Origin of the sequence: Saccharothrix saharensis (assembly GCF_006716745.1) — a bacterium.
Taxonomy (GTDB): domain Bacteria; phylum Actinomycetota; class Actinomycetes; order Mycobacteriales; family Pseudonocardiaceae; genus Actinosynnema; species Actinosynnema saharense.
On record NZ_VFPP01000001.1, the window covers coordinates 8,842,560 to 8,859,710 of the forward strand.

Genomic DNA, 17,151 nt, shown 5'->3' on the forward strand with positions numbered 1-17,151 from the left:
GCTACTCGGGCTTGCGCAGCACCTCGAACAGCGCGCCGAACCCGCTGCCCGCGTGCCCGCGCTTGATCGCTTCCTGGGCCCGCTGCTTGAGGAACTCCGGCAGCGCGGCGTCCACGCCCTGCGCGCGGCTCGCGTCCACCAGGTGCTCGATCGCGATGGCCTGCATGCCGAGCGCCGAGCCCTCGTCCGGGTAGTCGCCCGCGTCCACCTGTCCCGCGATGCCGGGCACCTCGGGCGAGATCACGTGCTCGAACCACGCCTGCGCGTAGGGCAGGAACGCCGCGGCGTCGACGTTCTCCGACTTCACCAGGGCCAGCGAGTGCATGAAGCCCGCCCAGGTGGTCCACATCAGGCCGAGCAGCGCCACGTCGTACAGCGACGGCAGCCCGGCGTCCTCGCCGAGGTAGGTGCCCGCGCCGGCGATCGTGGCCAGGCTCGCGGAGTGGGCGTCGTAGACCGCCTGCGGCCCGCCGTAGAAGATCAGCGCCTCCTCGGAGCCGATCATCGGGGGGATGGCCATGATCGCGCCGTCCACGTAGTCGAAGCCCCGTTCGGCGGCCCACTTGGCCGTCTCCCGGGCTTCCTCCGGCGTGCCGGAGGTCAGGTTGACGACGGTGCGGCCCGAGAGCGCGTCGCCGAGCGGGTCGAAGAGCTCGCGCATCGCGTGGTAGTCGAGCACGCACACGACGACCAGCTCGCTCGCGGCCACCGCCTCGGCCACGGAGGCGGCCCGGACGGCGCCCGCGGCCACCAGGTCGTCGGCCTTCTCGGGCGTGCGGTTCCAGACGGTGGTCGGGTGCCCCTTGGCCACGAAGGACTTCGCGAGCGCCGAGCCCATCGACCCCAAGCCGATCACTGTCACCGGTGCGCGGTTGTCCGAAGTCATCTGCAAGTTCTCCTCATGCTGTCCTGGTTCAACGGAGGGCGGGGTGGTGCTCCCCACCGTCGTTCGCCTACCGCCACACCAGTCTGGCCCGACCCCCTCTCAGGTCGCTCTCGAACCGCTCCGCCACCGGCGAGAGGTCCGCCTCCGGGGCGTGCGGGTAATTGTCCGCTCATCGCGCGGTCATCGGCCGTTCCGGTGAACCCGCGATGACCGGCACCCCCTCCGACCTGCGATAGAACAGCGTCGCTCGCCGAAACCGCGGGCGCGGACCTCCACCTCACCATTCACCTCGATCGGAGTGAGAAATGAGCGCTTCTCCTGGTGCGCCCGAATTCGCGGACTCCTACCTCGTCGAAGTGCTGACGGAGTTCGGGCTGGCGCTGAAGTACGTGCGCGCCGAGGGCAACACCCTCTACTACCTGGCCGACGACGGCAGCGAGGTCGGCGTCTTCGACGCCGCGAGCGGGTTCGGCTCGCTGATGTTCGGGCACAACAACCCCGAACTGGTCGAGCACGCCAAGTGGCTGCTGGACCAGCAGACCCCCGTGCACGCGCAGTTCTCCGGCTACTCCTACGCGATCAACCTCGCGGCGAAGCTGAACGAGATCATCCGCCGCGAGCTGAAGACCGAGGACAAGTTCTACGGCCTGTTCGGCAATTCCGGCGCCGAGGCCGTGGAGATCACGATCAAGCACGCCGAGCTCGACCGCGGCATGCGGATCAAGGAGCTGAAGGAGGGCATCGAGGCCAACATCGAGGCCGCCCGCTCCGCCATCGCCGGCGGCGCACGCGTCTCCGAGGCCGCGGCCGGGCTCGCCGACGGCACGGACTTCGACCGGCTCGTCGCCGAGGTGCGCCGCCGCAACGCCGAGACCGAGGCCCGCCCGCCGCTGTTCCTCGCCCTGGAGGGCGGTTTCCACGGCAAGCTCGTCAGCAGCGTCCAGCTCACCTTCAACGAGGAGTTCCGCGGCCCGTTCAAGGCGCTCGCCGCGCAGGCCCGGTTCATCCCGCGCGACCGCCCGGAGATGATCGGGAAGGTCGTCGAGGAGGAGCGCGCCGCGCTGCTGGACGTCGTCGTGCAGGACGGCGTGGTCGACCTGGTCGAGCGCGACTTCCCGGTGTTCGCCGCGTTCCTGGTCGAGCCGATCCTGGGCGAGGCGGGCATCTTCCCGATCAGCCGCGAGCTGGCCCGGTCGCTGCGGGAGGCGTGCGACACGATCGGCGTGCCGCTGGTCTCCGACGAGATCCAGTCCGGCATGGGCCGCTCCGGCACGTTCCTCGCGGGCACCCAGATCGACCTCAAGCCCGACTACATCATCCTGGCCAAGGCCCTGGGCGGCGGCCTGGCGAAGCTCGGCGTGGTGCTGGTCAACGAGCACCGCTACCGCAAGGACTTCGAGCTGATGCACACCTCGACCTTCGGCCGCGACGGCTTCTCCAGCCGCCTGGCGCTGAAGTTCCTGGAGATGCTGGAGGCCGACGGCGGCAAGGCCTACCAGTTGGCGGCCGAGCGCGGCGCCAAGGCCGTGGCGATGATGGAGGCCATCAAGGCCGACTACCCGGACGTGGTCAAGGAGGTCCGCGGCAAGGGCCTGATGCTCGGCTTCGAGCTGCACGACCAGGGCAAGTCGGCCGACCCGGAGATCCGCGAGGCGGTCGAGCACGAGGCACTGGCGTTCGTCATCGGTGGTCACCTGCTGCGCAAGCACCGCATCCGCATCTTCTCCACCGCCTCCAACCTGGAGACGATGCGCTTCGAGCCGTCCATCTTCCTCAGCGACGAGGAGCTGGCCCAGGTGGACGCGGGCTTCCGCGACGTGTGCCAGATCCTGCGCGACCAGGACGCGAGCAAGTTCGCATGACCAGCCAGGTCAGCTACCCGGTCATCGACACGGCCGGGCGCGACATCCACGGCGAGTCCGAGCGCTTGCGCGCGCTCGGGCGCGCCGTGCGGGTGGAGCTGCCCGGCGACGTGATCGCGTGGTGGGTCACCGACCACGCGCTCGTCAAGCAACTGCTCACCGACCCGCGGGTGTCCCGTGACACCTACCGGCACTGGCCCGCGTGGGGCGGCGGCGAGAGCGAGCTGGCCCAGACGTGGTCGCTGGCCATGTGGGTCGCCGACCGCAACATGATCACCGCGTACGGCGCGGAGCACACCCGGCTGCGCAAGCTGGTCGCCAAGGCGTTCACCGCCCGCCGCACGCAGGCGATGCGCCCGCGCATCGAGGCGATCACCGAGGAGCTGCTGGCCGGACTGGCGGACGTGCCCGCGGACGAGGTGGTCGACCTGCGCGAGCGGTTCGCCTACCCGCTGCCGGTCCGGGTGATCTCCGAGTTGCTCGGCATCCCGGACGAGATCCGCGGCCCGCTGCTGCGGTCGGTGCACGAGATCATGGACACCTCCGCCTCGCCGGAGCAGGTCAAGGCCAACGAGCTGGAGCTGTACCGGCTGCTGCACGAGCTGGTCGCGATCAAGCGCACCCGGCCCGGCGACGACGTCACCACCGGCCTGATCCAGGCCCACGACGAGGACGGCGGCCACCTCAGCGAGCGCGAGCTCGTCGACACCGTGCTGCTGATGTTCACCGCGGGCCACGAGACGACGGTGAACCTGCTCGACCAGACGATCACGCTGCTGCTGACCCACCCCGAGCAGCGCGCCGCCGTGCTGGACGGCTCGCTGGCGTGGGAGGACGTGGTCGAGGAGTCGTTGCGGCTGGAGGCGCCGTTCCCGAACCTGCCGCTGCGCTACGCCGTGGAGGACATCGACCTCGGCGACGCGCTCATCCCGAAGGGCGACCCGATCGTGATCGCCTTCGGCGCGGCCGGCCGCGACCCCAAGGTGCACGGCGGGAACGCCGCCGGGTTCGACCCGACCCGGCCCACGCGCCGCGACCACCTGGCGTTCGGCCACGGCGTGCACCACTGCCTGGGCGCGCCGCTGGCCCGCCTGGAGGCCGCGGTAGGCCTGCCCGCCCTGTTCACCCGGTTCCCGCGGCTGCGGCTCGCGGTGCCGGCCGAGGACCTGCGCCCGTTGGGGTCGTTCATCTCCAACGGCCACGAGACGTTGCCCGTAGTGCTGACCCGAACCGGGGAGGAAACGCCATGAGCGAAGTGCTGGACGCGGTCCGCGACATCGTGCCGAGGCTGCGCGAGAACGGTGCCGAGGCCGAGCAGAACCGCTGGATCCCCGAGGAGAACGTCGACCTGCTGGACAAGGCGGGCGTGTTCTCGATGGCGGTGCCGCGCCGGTTCGGCGGCTTGGACCTGCCGATGGCCGAGCAGATCGCCGTGCTGACCGAGATCGGCCGCGGCTGCGGCTCGACCGCGTGGACGGCGGTCGCGTGGGTGTCGAGCGCCTGGATGGCCACCCTGTACCCCGACCAGGCGCAGGACGAGATCTTCGCGGGCGGGTCGGTGCGCATCTCCGGCGGCTTCACGCCCACCGCCAAGGCCACCCCCACCGAGGGCGGCTACCTGCTCAACGGCTCGTGGCGGTTCAACACCGGCTGCCGGGGCGCGCACTGGGACCTGCTGGCCGCCATCGTCGAACACCCCGACGGCGCGGAGGAGGAGGTGTTCGCGATGGTGCCCATGTCGGAGCTGACCATCGCGGACGACTGGCACGTGTCCGCCGCGTCGGGCACCGGCAGCTCCACCACCACGGCCAAGGACGTGTTCGTGCCCGCGCACCGCGTCGTCACCGGCGAGGACGCGCTGATGGAGGGCGTCGCCGGCCGCACGCCCACCGCGCAGGGCCGGGCGTACAGCCTGATCAGCTACGTCGTCGCGGAGTCCGTCGCCGCCTACATCGGCATGGCCAAGGGCGCGCTGGAGGTCTTCCTGGAGCGCCTGCCCGGCCGCGGCCTGGCCTACACGTCGTGGACCGACCAGCGGCAGCACCCGTTGACGCAGCACCGCGTCGCGCTGGCCGCCAACAAGATCACCGCGGCGGAGACGCTGTCGGCGTCCTACGTGGACATGCTCCAGCGTCGCGCCGACGCGGGCGAGCAGCCGACGTGGGACGAGAAGGCGGCGGTCCGCGGCCAGGCGGGCACCGCGATCCTGCTCGTCAAGGAAGCCGTGGAGGCACTGCAGACCATCGCGGGCGCGTCGGCGCTGAGCAGGTTCGCGCCGTTCCAGCGCTACCACCGCGACCTGCTCGGCCTGACCACGCACGGCCTCATGTCGCCCGACATGAGCCTGGAGGTCCACGGGCGGGTCCTGGTCGGCCTCGACCCCGAGACCCCGTTCCTGTAACACCGGATGCCACTGGGGGCACGAGAAACATGAGTCAGTTGGTCAAGGCCGCCGGCCCTACCCGCCGCGGCTTCCTCAAGGCGCTGGCCACGACCGCCGTCGTGGGCAGCGCCCTGCCTCCCGCCGTCGCGTCGGCGGGCACGGGCACCCGGTCGACCCACGACGTGATCGTCGTGGGCGCCGGGTTCGCCGGCGTCACCGCCGCCCGGGAACTGCGCCGCCGCGGGCTGCGCGTGCTCGTGCTGGAGGCGCGCGACCGGATCGGCGGCCGGACGTGGACCACCACGTTCGAGGGCGAGCAGGTCGAGCTGGGCGGCACGTGGGTCGACCCGTTGCAGACCACGGTGTGGCGGGAGATCGAGTCCCAGCGCATCGGGTTCGTCGCCGACGCCGCCGCCGAGCGGACGCTCTTCCCGACGGAGAACGGGTTCGGGTTCTTCCCGCCGGAGGAGTCGTTCGGCCGGCAGGGCGAGCTGCTGACGCGGTTCAGCGAGCGGGCCCGCGAGCTGTTCCCCGACGCCTACAACCCGTTGGCGCGGGCCGATCTGCTCCGGGCGCCGGACGCGCTGACGATCCGGCAGCACCTGGACTCGATGAACCTGTCCGCGCTGGACGAGAAGTGGCTCACCGGCGCGACCGGCGGCCTGGGCGGCGGCTCGACGCGGGGCGCGTACACGCAGTTCCTGCACTGGTGGGCGTTGTGCAACTACAACGCCGAGCAGTACTACGGCATCAACACCTACAAGCCGGTCACCGGCATGAACGGCCTGGCCCGGTCGATCCTGGCCGAGGCGCAGGCCGATGTGCGGCTGAACACGCCGGTGAGGTCCATCGCCGACGACGGCCGGCAGGTCGTCGTGCGCACCGCCGTGGGCTCGGTGCACACGGCCGCGGCCGTGGTCGTGGCCGTCCCGGTGAACGTGTGGCGCACGATCGAGTTCGCGCCCGGCCTGTCGGGGGCCAAGCTCCAGGCCTCGCGCGAGACGATCGGCGTGCCGACCGCCAAGAAGCTGTGGCTGCACCTGGCCTCCTCGATCGGGAACACCTACGTGCACGCGCCCGAGGGCTACCCGGTGGACACCCTGGTGCCGTACAAGCAGACGTCCCGGGGCTGGCTGATGATCGGGTTCAGCGGCGAGCCGCGGCTGGACGTGAACAACGCCGCGCAGGTGCAGGAGGCCGTGCGGCTGATCGTGCCGGACGCCAGGGTGCTGTCGGTGAAGGGCCACGACTGGGGCGGCGACCGGTTCGCGCTGGGCGGTTGGTCGTTCCGGCAGCCGCGGCAGCTGACCGGCCTGCTGCGCGCGGTGCAGCAGCCGCAGGGCCGGATCTCTTTCGCCACCAGCGACATCGCCTCCGGGTGGAGCGGTTACGTCGAAGGGGCGATGGAGTCCGGCCTGGTGGCGGCGAACCAGGTGGCGGTCCGGGTGGCCCGCTGACGCGTCGGACCCGTTCGTGGGAGGAGTTGCCGTGGTGGAAGCGGAGGAGTTCGACTACGTGGTGGTGGGCGCGGGCTCGGCGGGCTGCGTGGTCGCGGCCCGCCTGACCGAGGACCCGACCGTCACCGTCGCCCTGGTGGAGGCGGGCGGTCCGGACGACCACCCGGCCATCGGCGTGCCGCTGGGCGCGCTGGAGCTGTTCGGGTCGGAGGTCGACTGGGCGTTCACCACCGCGCCGCAGCCCGGCCTCGGCGGGCGGGAGGTGCCGTGGCCGCGCGGCCGGGTGCACGGCGGCTCGTCGGCCACGAACTTCCAGATGTGGGTTCCCGGCCACGCGGCCGACTTCGACGACTGGCACCCGTCGTGGTCGTGGGAGCGGGTGCACCCGTACTTCCGGCGGGCCGAGCGCTGGGCCGGTGAGCGCGAGGCCGGCCCGGAGTTCGGCACGGCGGGTCCGCTGTGGATCTCGCCGCAGCGCGATCCCGACCCGAGCAGCACGCGGTTCCTGGACGCGTGCGCGGAAGTGGGGCTCAAGCCCGTCGAGGGCGGGCTGGGCGGTCCGGACAACACCGGGTGCGCGCTGACGCCCGTGACGCAGCGGGAGGGCGTCCGGTGGAGTTCAGCCGACGGCTACCTCAAGCCCGCGTCGGGCCGGCCGAACCTGACCGTGCTCAGCGGGCGGCGGGCGGAGCGGATCATGCTCGACCCCGACGGCCGGGCCACCGGTGTGCGGCTCGCGGACCGCGCGGTCACCGCACGGCGGGAAGTGGTGCTGTGCGCCGGTTCGGTCGGCTCGCCGCACCTGCTGCTGCTGTCCGGGATCGGGCCCGCCGACGAGCTGCGCGCGGTGGGCGTGACGCCGCGCGTGGACCTGCCCGGCGTGGGCCGCGGGCTGCACGACCACATGATCCTCGACCTGGCCGTGCACGCGCCGGACGCCACCCGCTTCCTCCAGGACGGCCGCGAGCAGTACGAGCGCGACCGGACCGGGCCGTTGAGCTCGAACATCGGCGAGGCGGTCGCGTTCCTGCGCGCCGACGGCGGCGACGGTCCGCCGGACGTGGAGCTGATCTGGTCGCCGATGGCGTTCTCCGACGACGGCGACCCGATCCCCGGCTACACCGTGGGCGTGGTGCTGCTGCGCCCGCGCAGCCGGGGACGGCTCACGCTGGCGTCGGCGGACCCGGCCGCGCCGCCGGTCATCGACCCCGGCTACCTGGCCGAGGAGGCCGACGTGCGCACCTACGTCGCCGGGGTGCGGTTCGCCGAACGGGTGCTGGGCGCGGCGGCGCTGCGCGACCTGCACACCGGGCCGGTCGTGCCGTGGCCCGCGGACGACGCGGTGGCCGACTACGTCCGGGAGCGGGCGACCACCGTGTTCCACCCGGTCGGCTCGTGCCGGATGGGCGACGTGGTCGACGAGCGGTTGCGGGTGCGCGGTGTCCCCGGGCTGCGCGTGGTCGACGCGTCGGTGATCCCCGAGGCGCCGCGCGGCCACACCCACGCCCACGCCGTGATGATCGCGGAACGGGCCGCCGGGTTACTCCGGGAAGACCGCGGCTGACGCCCGCACCGCACCACCTCCGACGACCCGCGCGCCACCCGGCGCGCGGGTCGTCGGCGCATTCCCGGTGAAATGCGCGGTGGATTGCCAAATGAGCGGCCAGTTATTCCGCGGTGAGTGGGCCCGAGGGCCGCGCCGTTAGCGTGTCCGGTGGGCCAAGCGGAATCCGTGAGGAAAGCGAGGACTCTCCCATGACCGCCCAGATCGACTTGCAGAACCTTGACCTGACCGACGACCCGGACGTCCAGAACGACGTTTTCCTGGCCGCGTTCAACTCGGGCCAGGGCGCCATCTTCGACAGCCTCTACCGGGACGACTCGATCTCGAACCTGTCCGGCGGACCGTTGACCGGCCAAGCGCGCACGGACGCGATCATCGCGCTGCTGGCGACCAAGCCGAAGCTGAAGTCCAAGGTCAAGGCCAGCTACACGGCGGGCGACACGTCGCTGATCATCGTGGACTACGACCTGGAGATCACCAAGCCCGACGGCGGCAAGCAGCGCATCCTCGGCAAGTGCACCGACGTGCTGGTGCGCGGCGAGGACGGCAAGTGGGTGATGGCGGTGGACCGCCCGGTCGCCGACAGCGTCGAGGACATCCAGGGCTGAGCCGCACGCGCGGGCCGTGCCGTCCGGCGCGGTCCGCGCCCTGCTCGCGGGAAGGACGTGTGCGATGGAACTGGCACCCGAGCTGACCGGGGTGTCCCCGACCGAGATGCGCTCCACCCTGGCCCGCTTCGCCACCGGCGTCGTCGTGCTGACCGTCGGTGGCGAGCACATGCACGGGATGACCGCGAACGCGTTCAGCTCCGTGTCCCTCGACCCGCCGCTGGTGCTGTGCTGCGTGGCCCGCACGGCGACCATGCACGGCTCGATCACCGCCGCCGGGCACTTCGCCACCTCGGTGCTGCGCGGCGACCAGGAGGCCAGCGCCCGCTGGTTCGCCGACGGCGGCCGGCCCGCGGGCCGCGCCCAGTTCGACCGGGTCGACTGGGCACCCGGTCCGGCCACCGGTGCACCGGTGCTCGCCGGCTCGCTGGCGTGGCTGGAGTGCGAGCTGGTCGACGTCCACGAGGCGGGCGACCACTCGGTGTTCATCGGCCGGGTGCTCGGCGCGGGCCGGGGCGACGGGCGGGAAGGGCTGTTGTTCTTCGACGGTGGCTACCGGCAGGTCGACACGAGCGAAAGGCGACGATGAGCATCTCCGAGATGGACGTGCGGCCCGCCGTGCGCCCGACGCAACCGCAGCAGCAGCCGCAGCGCACCATGCGGGCGTTGCGCGACCGGCGGGACGAGCTGGCCGGCCGCATCGCGCTGGGTGACCGGGTGGCGGTGGAGCGCCAGCACCGGCTGGGCAAGCGGACCGCCCGGGAACGGCTGGAGCTGCTGCTCGACGAGGGTTCGTTCGTCGAGGTGGACATGTACCGGCGCGGCACGACCGGCGCGCACACCGACGGCGTGGTCGCGGGCTCCGGCACCGTGGACGGGCGGCGGGTGTTCGTCTACGCGCAGGACTTCACCATCTCCGGTGGGTCGCTGGGCGCGGGGCACGCCGAGAAGATCCACAAGGTGATGGACATGGCGGTCGCCACCGGGTCGCCGATCGTCGCGTTGAACGACAGCGGTGGGGCGCGCATCCAGGAAGGCGTGATGGCGCTCAACGGCTACGGCGGCATCTTCCGCCGCCAGGTCGAGGCGTCCGGCATCGTGCCGCAGATCAGCGTGGTGCTGGGGCCGTGCGCCGGCGGCGCGGCCTACTCGCCCGCGCTGGCCGACTTCACGTTCATGGTGCGGGAGACCGCGCAGATGTACCTGACCGGGCCGGACGTGGTGCAGGCGGTCAGCGGCGAGCGGGTCACGCACAACCAGCTCGGCGGCGCGGACGTGCACGGCTCGATGTCGGGCGTGGCGTCGTTCGTGCACGACGACGAGGAGAGCTGCCTGGCCGACGTGCGGTACCTGCTGTCGTTGCTGCCGTCGAACAACCTGGAGCCGCCGCCGTCGTGCGAGCCGCCGTCCGACGATGACGACGTGCGGCCCGACCTGGCCTCGCTCGTGCCGGTGTCGCCGAACCAGCCCTACGACATCCGGGCGGTGATCGGCGATGTCGTGGACGACGGCGAGTTCCTGGAGGTGCACGAGGGCTGGGCGGCCAACGTGGTGTGCGCGTTCGCCCGGGTCGGCGGCGAGGTCGTCGGTGTGGTCGGCAACCAGCCGCTGGTGCTGGCGGGTGTGCTGGACACGGCCGCGTCGCAGAAGGCGGCCCGGTTCGTGCGGTTCTGCGACGCGTTCAACATCCCGCTGGTGACGCTGGTGGACGTGCCGGGCTTCCTGCCGGGCACGGACCAGGAGTACGGCGGCGCCATCCGGCACGGCGCGAAGCTGCTGTACGCCTACTGCGAGGCCTCCGTGCCGCGGGTGCAGGTCATCCTGCGCAAGGCCTACGGCGGCGCGTACATCGTGATGGACTCGCGGTCCATCGGCTGCGACCTGTCCCTGGCCTGGCCGACCAACGAGATCGCGGTGATGGGCGCGGAGGCCGCCGTGAACGTCATCCACCGCAAGGAACTGGCCGCCGCGGCCGATCCGGACGAGCTGCGGCAGGTCCTGGTGGCCCGTTACGCGGATGAACTGGCTCACCCGTACTACGCGGCGGAGCGAGGCCTGGTGGACGACGTGATCGACCCGGCGCAGACACGGGCGGCGGTGCGCCGGGGGCTGGAGATGCTGCGCGACAAGCGGCGGCGCAGCCCGGCGCGCAAGCACGGCAACGTGCCGTTGTGACGGTTCAGCCGAGTGGGTGACCGGGCAGCTCGCCGCAGGTCTCGGTGACCTTGGTCGTCTCTCCGTGCCGGGGGCACGGAGAGACGACTCCGGCGTGCGCCACGCCGTGCTCGGATACCGGGGTCTAATAGAGTGCGCGGTGTCGACGAGCGATGCCGAGAGGATCCACCGTGTACGTGTCGAAGGTCCGACTACGCAACGTGAGAGGATTTCACGATTCGCGTGGTGTCGACCTCGACCTGCGGCGTCCTGATGGCAGCTACGAGGGCTGGACCGTGCTGGCGGGCCGCAACGGATCGGGCAAGACTTCGCTGCTGCGCGGGATCGCGCTGGCGTTGGGCGGCCCTGCCGTGGCGCGCAGCCTCGTGCCGGACTTCGACGCCTGGATCTCCGCCGGCGCCCGTGAGGCGACCGCCGAGGTGCAGGTCGTGTTCGACGCCCGGTGGGAGGCGTTCCGCATCGGCCGGCCCCCGGCGAGCCCGTTCTGGTCGGGGTTGCGGTGGACCGCACCGTCCCCGGAGGACGTGGTGGCTTCGACCAGGCCGTCCCAACCGGCGCTGGCCCCGTACAGCTCGGTGCGCAACGCCAAGACCGCTGCGGCGCGGGGACCGTGGCAGGACAACCCGACCGGGTGGTTCTGCGCCGCCTACGGACCGTTCCGGCGCCTGGTCGGCGGCAGCGGCGAGGCGCAACGGCTGATGATGACCTCGGGTCCGGTGGGGCGGACCGCCAGCCTGTTCCACGAAGAAGCGTCGCTGTCCGAAGGCGTCAGCTGGCTGATCGAGCAGCACCTGAGGTCCCTGGAGGGGCGTGACGGCGCGGAGGAGCTGAAGCGGACCGCGCTGGCGATCCTGGCGGACGAGCTGCTGCCCGACGACTACCGGATCGAGGGTGTCGACTCGCAAGGTTTGTGGGTGCGCAAGGATGGCCACAGCTTCCCGCTGCGGGAGATGAGCGACGGCTACCGGACGGTCGTGGCCCTGGTGGTGGACCTCCTCAAGCAGATCTACGAAGCTTACGGTCGGCTGGACGCCTACCGGGGCGAGCGTCCACTGGATGCCGACACCCCCGTCGAGGACGAGGACGCCGAGTCGGTTGTCCGGGTGCGCGCTCCCGGGGTGGTGATCATCGATGAGGTGGACGCCCACCTGCACGTGTCCTGGCAGAAGCGGATCGGTGAGTGGCTCAAGCGGCACTTCCCGGCGATCCAGTTCATCGTCACCACCCACAGCCCCTACATCTGCCAAGCGGCCGACGAATCCGGGTTGATCCGGCTCCCGGGACCGGACGAACCGGTGCCCCCGCAGACGGTGAGCCGGGACCTGTGGGAGCGGATCGTCTACGGCAGCGGTGACGACGCCGTGCTGTCGGACCTGTTCGGTCTGGACACCGCCTACTCGCGACGCGCAGTGGCCCTGCGCGAGGAGTTGGTGCACCTCGAGTTGGCGGTGCTCACCGGGACGGCGGACGACGCGCAGGGCAAGCGCTATCGGGAGATCAAGGACCTGTTGACCAGCTCGCCCACCGCCCGCGTGCGGGAAGTCGACGCCCGCATGAGGCTGCACGCGGCGGACGGCGAATGATCCGGCTGGACCGCGTGCCGCTCGCCGAGCGGTTGCAGGACCGGCTGACGTCGCTGACCGGTGACATCCGCGAAGTCCGGTCCGGCAAGACCAGGATCGTCAGGGCCAGGGAGCTGTGGCGGTCGCGATCGGCGGTCAAGCACGACCTGAGAGCCGCGTTGGGCACGTTCGCCGCCGGCCGGGACCGCTGCATGTACTGCGGGGACAACGAAGGCACCGACATCGACCACTACCGGCCGGTGTCGCTCAAGCCGCTGCTGACGTTCGCGTGGCTCAACCACCTGCTGGCCTGCTCCCGCTGCAACAGCCACCACAAGCGCGACGAGTTCCCGGTGGACGGCGACGGCGAGCCGCTCCTGCTCGACCCCACGGTGGACCCCGCCGAGCACCTGTTCCTGGCGTTGAACGTGGGCTTGTACCTGGCGCTGACGCCACGTGGTGACGCGACCATCCGGGTCTGCGGCCTCAACCGGGACGTGCTGGCACGGGGACGACGGACCGCTTTCGACACCGTGACGCTCCTGCTGCGCCAGTGGGCACCGGCGGCGAACCGCTTCGCAGTCGCGTTCCGCGACGGCACCGAGGACGCTCTGATCATCGAACCGGAGCTGATGATGATCGAGCGCACCATCTGCGAGCAACCATTCGCCGACGTGCTGTACGCCATGGTGCGGCAGGCAAACGGTGCCGGGGCAGATGAGGTGTTCAGCGACCGCGAAGACCTCCTGCCGGTGCTGCGGTCACCGATGCTCCGTGACCGCTTCGAAATCGCCATGAGGACGGACTGGGGGGACCGGTAGACGGGGCCGAGCCCGCAGTTCGCGCACGACGTGATCGGCCCCCTCCGGCTGGGTACGTGGGTAGCCTCCCGATCATGCGAGCACTGTTCCCGGGGTCCTTCGACCCGGTCACGCAAGGGCACCAGGACGTTCTCCGGCGCGCCGCGCTGCTGTTCGACGAGGTCGTGGTGTGCGTGATGTCAAATCCAGCGAAGACCGGCCGGTTACCGGTCGACGAACGGCTGGACCGGCTCCGTGCGGCGGTTTCCGGCCTGGCCAACGTTTCGGTCGACGTGCACACCGGCGGCCTGCTGGTCGACTACTGCCGCCGGGCCGGGATCGGGGCCGTCATCCGCGGGGTCCGCAACCTGCGCGACCTGGACCACGAGCTGCCGATGGCGCTCATGAACCACGAGCTGTCCGGGGTCGAGACGGTCTTCGTCACCGCCGATCCCGAGCAGGCGCACATCTCGTCCACCCTCGTCACCGCGGTCGATCGGTCACCCACACCAGGCGGGCGTCCACCGACGGTGGGCGGCTGAGCAGGCGGGCGGCGCGTTCGGGCGACCTCAGCCGCATCCGCGTACCGCCGCTGGTGGAGACGACTTCGGCGTGGTGGGGGAAGGCCAGGCCCCAGGCGGCGATGTCGGCGTCGATGTTGTCGTGCACTTGGACGACGGCGAACAGGCGGGGCGCGTCATCGGCCACCATCTCGGCCACGAAGGTGTCCAGGTCGGGGACGAGTTCGGTCTGAGTCATGGCGCAACGCTAGCGATTGAAATTCACTTTGCGCCTCAAGCGGCACAGAGTCCGCTCAATGGGGTGAATGGCAGCCAGGAGGTCGGGGCGGTCGGGCAGACTCCCGGTGTGATCACACCCGACCCCGGCCCGGTCGTGCAGCGGATCCTGCTGGGTGCCGAGCTGCGCGACGCGCGGGAGGCCGCCGGGCTGTCCAGCGCCGAAGCGGGCAAGGCACTCGGCTGGTACTCGGGCAAGCTCTCGAAGGTCGAGCAGGGCGACCTGCAGGTCAGCGAGAAGGACCTGACGAAGATCGTCCGGATCTACGGAATCCCCGAGGCCGCCGCGCCGGAGCTGCGGCGGCTGGCGACCGAGTCGCGCCGCAAGCTGCCACCGGCGCGCGTGCCGGAGCACTCGGTGAAGTACGTGAACCTGGAGCGCGCGGCCACCGAGCTGAAGGTCTTCAACATCGACTGCGTGCCCGGCGTCGTCCAGACCGCCGACTATGCCAGGGCGCTGCTGGAGCGCTCGGTGACCGCGTCGGCCACCGATGTCGACCGGATGGCCGAGGACCGGGCCAAGCGCCTGGCGTGGATGAAGTCCGATGGCGCGCCCCGCCTGTGGCTGGTGCTCAGCGAAGAGGCGTTGCACCGCGAGATCGGCGGTCCCGAGGTGATGCGGGGCCAGTTGGCCGAGCTCCGGGCGCTGGCGAGGCTGCCGCACGTGTGCGTCCAGGTCGTGCCGTTCGACGCCGGCGCGCACGCCTCCCACGGTGTCGCCTTCACAATCCTGACCCTGCTCGCAGGGCGGCCGGGGATCGTCTACGTCGAAGGGCTGACCGCTTCGGACTACCTGGGGCGTGAGCACGTCCGCACCTACACCCTGGCTTTCGACAGCCTCCGGGCCGACGCCTTGAGCGAGCAGCGCACGGTTGAGAAGATCAATCGGCGTATTCGCGAGCTGTCTTAGGAGTGGCCATGTGGCGGAAGCCGTCGCGCAGTGGTGGGGCGCAGAACTGCGTCGAGGTGGCCAGGTCCGCCGAACGGGCGGCGGTGCGGGACACGAAGAGCCGCGAGGCGGGGACGTTGGTGTTCCGGCCGGCGGCGTTCCAGGCGTTCCTCAACACCCTCAAGCAGTGAGCCCGGACTGGCGCGCGCCGTGAAAACGGCCCACCGACCGGGGGGACGCGGTCGGTGGGCCGTCGGGGACAGCCGACCCCTGGGGGTGTGGGTCAGCCGGGTAGCAGGGCGGACGGGTTGTCGCGCAGGGCGGCGCACACGGCACGCAGGCCGGTGGCCAATCGGTCGATCTGCTCGTCGGTGATGAAGACCGACGGTTCGAAGCGCAGGGTGTGGCTGGCGCTGGCGGTGGGGAAGACGCGGACGTGGTGGGCGTTGAGCAGGTAACCCGCCAGCACGTAACCGAGCAGGCCCTGACCGGCCAGCTCGCCCACCGGGCCCGCGGCACCGGACTGGTCGTGGAACTCCAGGCCCAGCATCAGGCCGCGACCGCGGACGTCGGCGACGACGGTCGGGAAGTCGGCCTGGACCGCGCGCAACGCCGACTCCAGCGCCGCGCCGCGTTCCGCCGCACGTCCGCAGGCGTCGAGCCGCTCGACCAGGTCGACCACCCGCGAGCCGATGTGGCAGGAGAACGCGTCCTTGGCGAACGTCGAGCTGTGCACCAGCTCGAACTCCGGCACGTACGCCGACTGCCGCAGCAACGTCACGGCCGCCTTCGCGATGCCGCCGCCGAGCGCCTTGGCCAGCAGCACGTAGTCGCCGCGCAGCCCGACGTGCGAGGACGCGAAGAACGCGCCGGTACGCCCGATCCCGGTCTGGATCTCGTCCACCACGACCGGGAAGCCGCCCGCGTCGGCCGCGGCCCGGATGTCGGCCGCCACCTCGGCGTCCAGCACGTGGATGCCGCCCTCGCCCTGGATCGGCTCCACGAAGAACGCGGCGATCACCGGCAGGTCGCGTTCGACCAGTTGCCCGTCGCGGACGTCGAGCAGCGTGACGCGGCACGCCTCGACCTCCTTGGCGACCTCGCCGCCCGCCACGAACCGCGCCTGCACGGCCAGCGTCCGGAACGGCAGCCGGTAGCCCGCGTTGTGGGTGAGCTGCACGCTGCCCGCGAGCTTGCCGTGGAACGACCCTTCCAGCGTCAGGAACACCGGCGGCGTGCCGTACCGGCCCTCGTTGTGCTCGCGGACCCGTTCGGCCAGGTCGGCGGGCGCGTCCGCCAGGTGCGCCTCGATCTCGTCCCGCAGCGCCGCGACCCGCGCGCCGCGGGCCATCTCGGCGTGCTTCAACGCGATCTCGACGGCTTCCGCGCCGGTGCTGGCGAAGATCGCCGAGTACGGCTCGTCGGTGCCGAACTCCCGCCACAGCACGCGGTTGAGCGCCAGGGCGAGGTCGTTGGCGTAGGGGTGGTCGGAGAACTGGGCGTGCACCGGGACCTGCCGGTCCAGCAGCTCCCGGGCGCACCGCACGACCTCCGGGTGGTTGTGGCCCAGCACCAGCGAGCCGTAACCGCCGACGAAGTCCACCACCGGCACCTCGTCGCCGGGCGACCGGCGCCACCACAGCGTGTCCGCTTCGCCGCGCACGTACTCGGCGTCCAGCCCGAGCTGGGACAACAGGCCGCCCAGGTGCGCCTCGGCCAGTCGCGGCTCCATGTCAGTTGTCGCCGAACGGGTTGTCGATGGCGTAGCGCCACTTGCCGTCCGGGCCCTTGCGCAGCACGTCCAGGCCCGTGCCGGACAGCGGCTCCTCGCCCTCGATGTCGAACGACCAGTCGACCACCAGCAGCGCGGTGTCGCCGGTCACGTACGACTCCTTGAGCTCGGCGCGCATCACCGGCCGCTTGGCCATGAACTCCTTCACGGCCTGCTCGTGCTCGGCGCCGCTGATGGGCTTCTCCGGGTCCCACACCGACACCGCGTCCTCGGTGTAGAGCGACAGGACGGCGTCGACGTCGCCCGCGTTCATCGCCCGGACGTACAGCGCGGTCATTTTGGTGGCGTCCTCGGGCAACGCGAAGTTCGTGGTCATGGGACCAGTCCCTTTCTGGGTTTGGCCGGTTCCGGGGTCGGGCCGGAATGACGGGACCGA

At 71.4% G+C, this 17,151-nt stretch carries 17 protein-coding genes; 13 read left to right on the forward strand and 4 right to left on the reverse strand.

Going from position 1 to position 17,151, the window contains the following annotated elements; all coding sequences use genetic code 11:
• Position 1 precedes the first annotated feature (1 nt).
• The gene (locus tag FHX81_RS39810; RefSeq protein ID WP_141983583.1) at positions 2-886 is read right to left on the reverse strand and encodes an NAD(P)-dependent oxidoreductase; all 885 of its coding nucleotides are present in this window, start codon (positions 884-886) and stop codon (positions 2-4) included.
• A gap of 305 nt (positions 887-1,191) precedes the next feature.
• Here FHX81_RS39810 and FHX81_RS39815 point away from each other — a divergent pair, with 305 nt between their 5' ends.
• The 11 genes from FHX81_RS39815 (at position 1,192) to coaD (ending at position 13,839) form a co-directional block, all read left to right on the forward strand.
• Positions 1,192-2,748 (forward strand): aspartate aminotransferase family protein, encoded by a 1,557-nt coding sequence (locus FHX81_RS39815; protein ID WP_170232367.1) that lies wholly within the window; start codon positions 1,192-1,194, stop codon positions 2,746-2,748.
• Positions 2,745-3,998 carry a cytochrome P450 family protein gene (locus FHX81_RS39820; protein WP_141983584.1) on the forward strand — a complete coding sequence of 418 codons (1,254 nt, stop codon included), beginning with the start codon at positions 2,745-2,747 and terminating at the stop codon, positions 3,996-3,998. The genes FHX81_RS39815 and FHX81_RS39820 overlap by 4 nt, the downstream gene beginning before the upstream one ends.
• Entirely contained in the window at positions 3,995-5,149 is a 1,155-nt protein-coding gene (locus FHX81_RS39825; RefSeq protein WP_141983585.1) for an acyl-CoA dehydrogenase family protein, read from the forward strand. Before FHX81_RS39820 ends, FHX81_RS39825 begins: the two co-directional genes overlap by 4 nt.
• Before the next feature lie 29 nt (positions 5,150-5,178).
• Entirely contained in the window at positions 5,179-6,588 is a 1,410-nt protein-coding gene (locus FHX81_RS39830) for a flavin monoamine oxidase family protein (protein WP_141983586.1), read from the forward strand.
• A gap of 31 nt (positions 6,589-6,619) precedes the next feature.
• Positions 6,620-8,152: a GMC family oxidoreductase gene (locus FHX81_RS39835; protein ID WP_211363717.1), complete on the forward strand. Its 1,533-nt coding sequence runs from the start codon at positions 6,620-6,622 to the stop codon at positions 8,150-8,152.
• Positions 8,153-8,343: 191 nt separating this feature from the next.
• Complete coding sequence (locus tag FHX81_RS39840) at positions 8,344-8,760, forward strand: YybH family protein (protein ID WP_141983587.1); 417 nt, start codon at positions 8,344-8,346, stop codon at positions 8,758-8,760.
• A 64-nt stretch (positions 8,761-8,824) separates the two neighbouring features.
• Positions 8,825-9,349, forward strand: coding sequence for a flavin reductase family protein (locus FHX81_RS39845; RefSeq protein ID WP_141983588.1), 525 nt, complete (start codon positions 8,825-8,827; stop codon positions 9,347-9,349).
• 11 nt (positions 9,350-9,360) lie between these two features.
• Complete coding sequence (locus FHX81_RS39850) at positions 9,361-10,935, forward strand: acyl-CoA carboxylase subunit beta (protein ID WP_425473906.1); 1,575 nt, start codon at positions 9,361-9,363, stop codon at positions 10,933-10,935.
• A 200-nt stretch (positions 10,936-11,135) separates the two neighbouring features.
• Complete coding sequence (locus tag FHX81_RS39855; protein WP_246108200.1) at positions 11,136-12,518, forward strand: AAA family ATPase; 1,383 nt, start codon at positions 11,136-11,138, stop codon at positions 12,516-12,518.
• Entirely contained in the window at positions 12,515-13,318 is an 804-nt protein-coding gene (locus tag FHX81_RS39860; protein ID WP_141983590.1) for an HNH endonuclease family protein, read from the forward strand. Before FHX81_RS39855 ends, FHX81_RS39860 begins: the two co-directional genes overlap by 4 nt.
• 74 nt (positions 13,319-13,392) lie before the next feature.
• Positions 13,393-13,839, forward strand: a complete 447-nt coding sequence (gene coaD / locus FHX81_RS39865) for a pantetheine-phosphate adenylyltransferase (RefSeq protein WP_141983591.1) — start codon at positions 13,393-13,395, stop codon at positions 13,837-13,839.
• On the opposite strand, the gene FHX81_RS39870 is transcribed toward coaD, so the two are convergent.
• Positions 13,781-14,056 carry a hypothetical protein gene (locus FHX81_RS39870; protein WP_246108201.1) on the reverse strand — a complete coding sequence of 92 codons (276 nt, stop codon included), beginning with the start codon at positions 14,054-14,056 and terminating at the stop codon, positions 13,781-13,783. The genes coaD and FHX81_RS39870 overlap by 59 nt on opposite strands.
• A gap of 108 nt (positions 14,057-14,164) precedes the next feature.
• Here FHX81_RS39870 and FHX81_RS39875 point away from each other — a divergent pair, with 108 nt between their 5' ends.
• Both FHX81_RS39875 and FHX81_RS39880 read left to right on the forward strand, forming a co-directional pair.
• A complete protein-coding gene (locus FHX81_RS39875; RefSeq protein ID WP_170232368.1) occupies positions 14,165-15,004 on the forward strand; it encodes a helix-turn-helix domain-containing protein in 840 nt (279 codons plus the stop codon).
• Positions 15,005-15,012: 8 nt separating this feature from the next.
• Positions 15,013-15,174 carry a DUF397 domain-containing protein gene (locus FHX81_RS39880; protein ID WP_141983594.1) on the forward strand — a complete coding sequence of 54 codons (162 nt, stop codon included), beginning with the start codon at positions 15,013-15,015 and terminating at the stop codon, positions 15,172-15,174.
• Between the two features lie 92 nt (positions 15,175-15,266).
• Here the strand turns inward: FHX81_RS39880 and FHX81_RS39885 are convergent, their stop codons facing one another.
• Complete coding sequence (locus FHX81_RS39885; RefSeq protein ID WP_141983595.1) at positions 15,267-16,715, reverse strand: aspartate aminotransferase family protein; 1,449 nt, start codon at positions 16,713-16,715, stop codon at positions 15,267-15,269.
• Between the two features lies 1 nt (position 16,716).
• A complete protein-coding gene (locus tag FHX81_RS39890) occupies positions 16,717-17,091 on the reverse strand; it encodes a YybH family protein (protein WP_141983596.1) in 375 nt (124 codons plus the stop codon).
• Between the last annotated feature and the right edge of the window lie 60 nt (positions 17,092-17,151).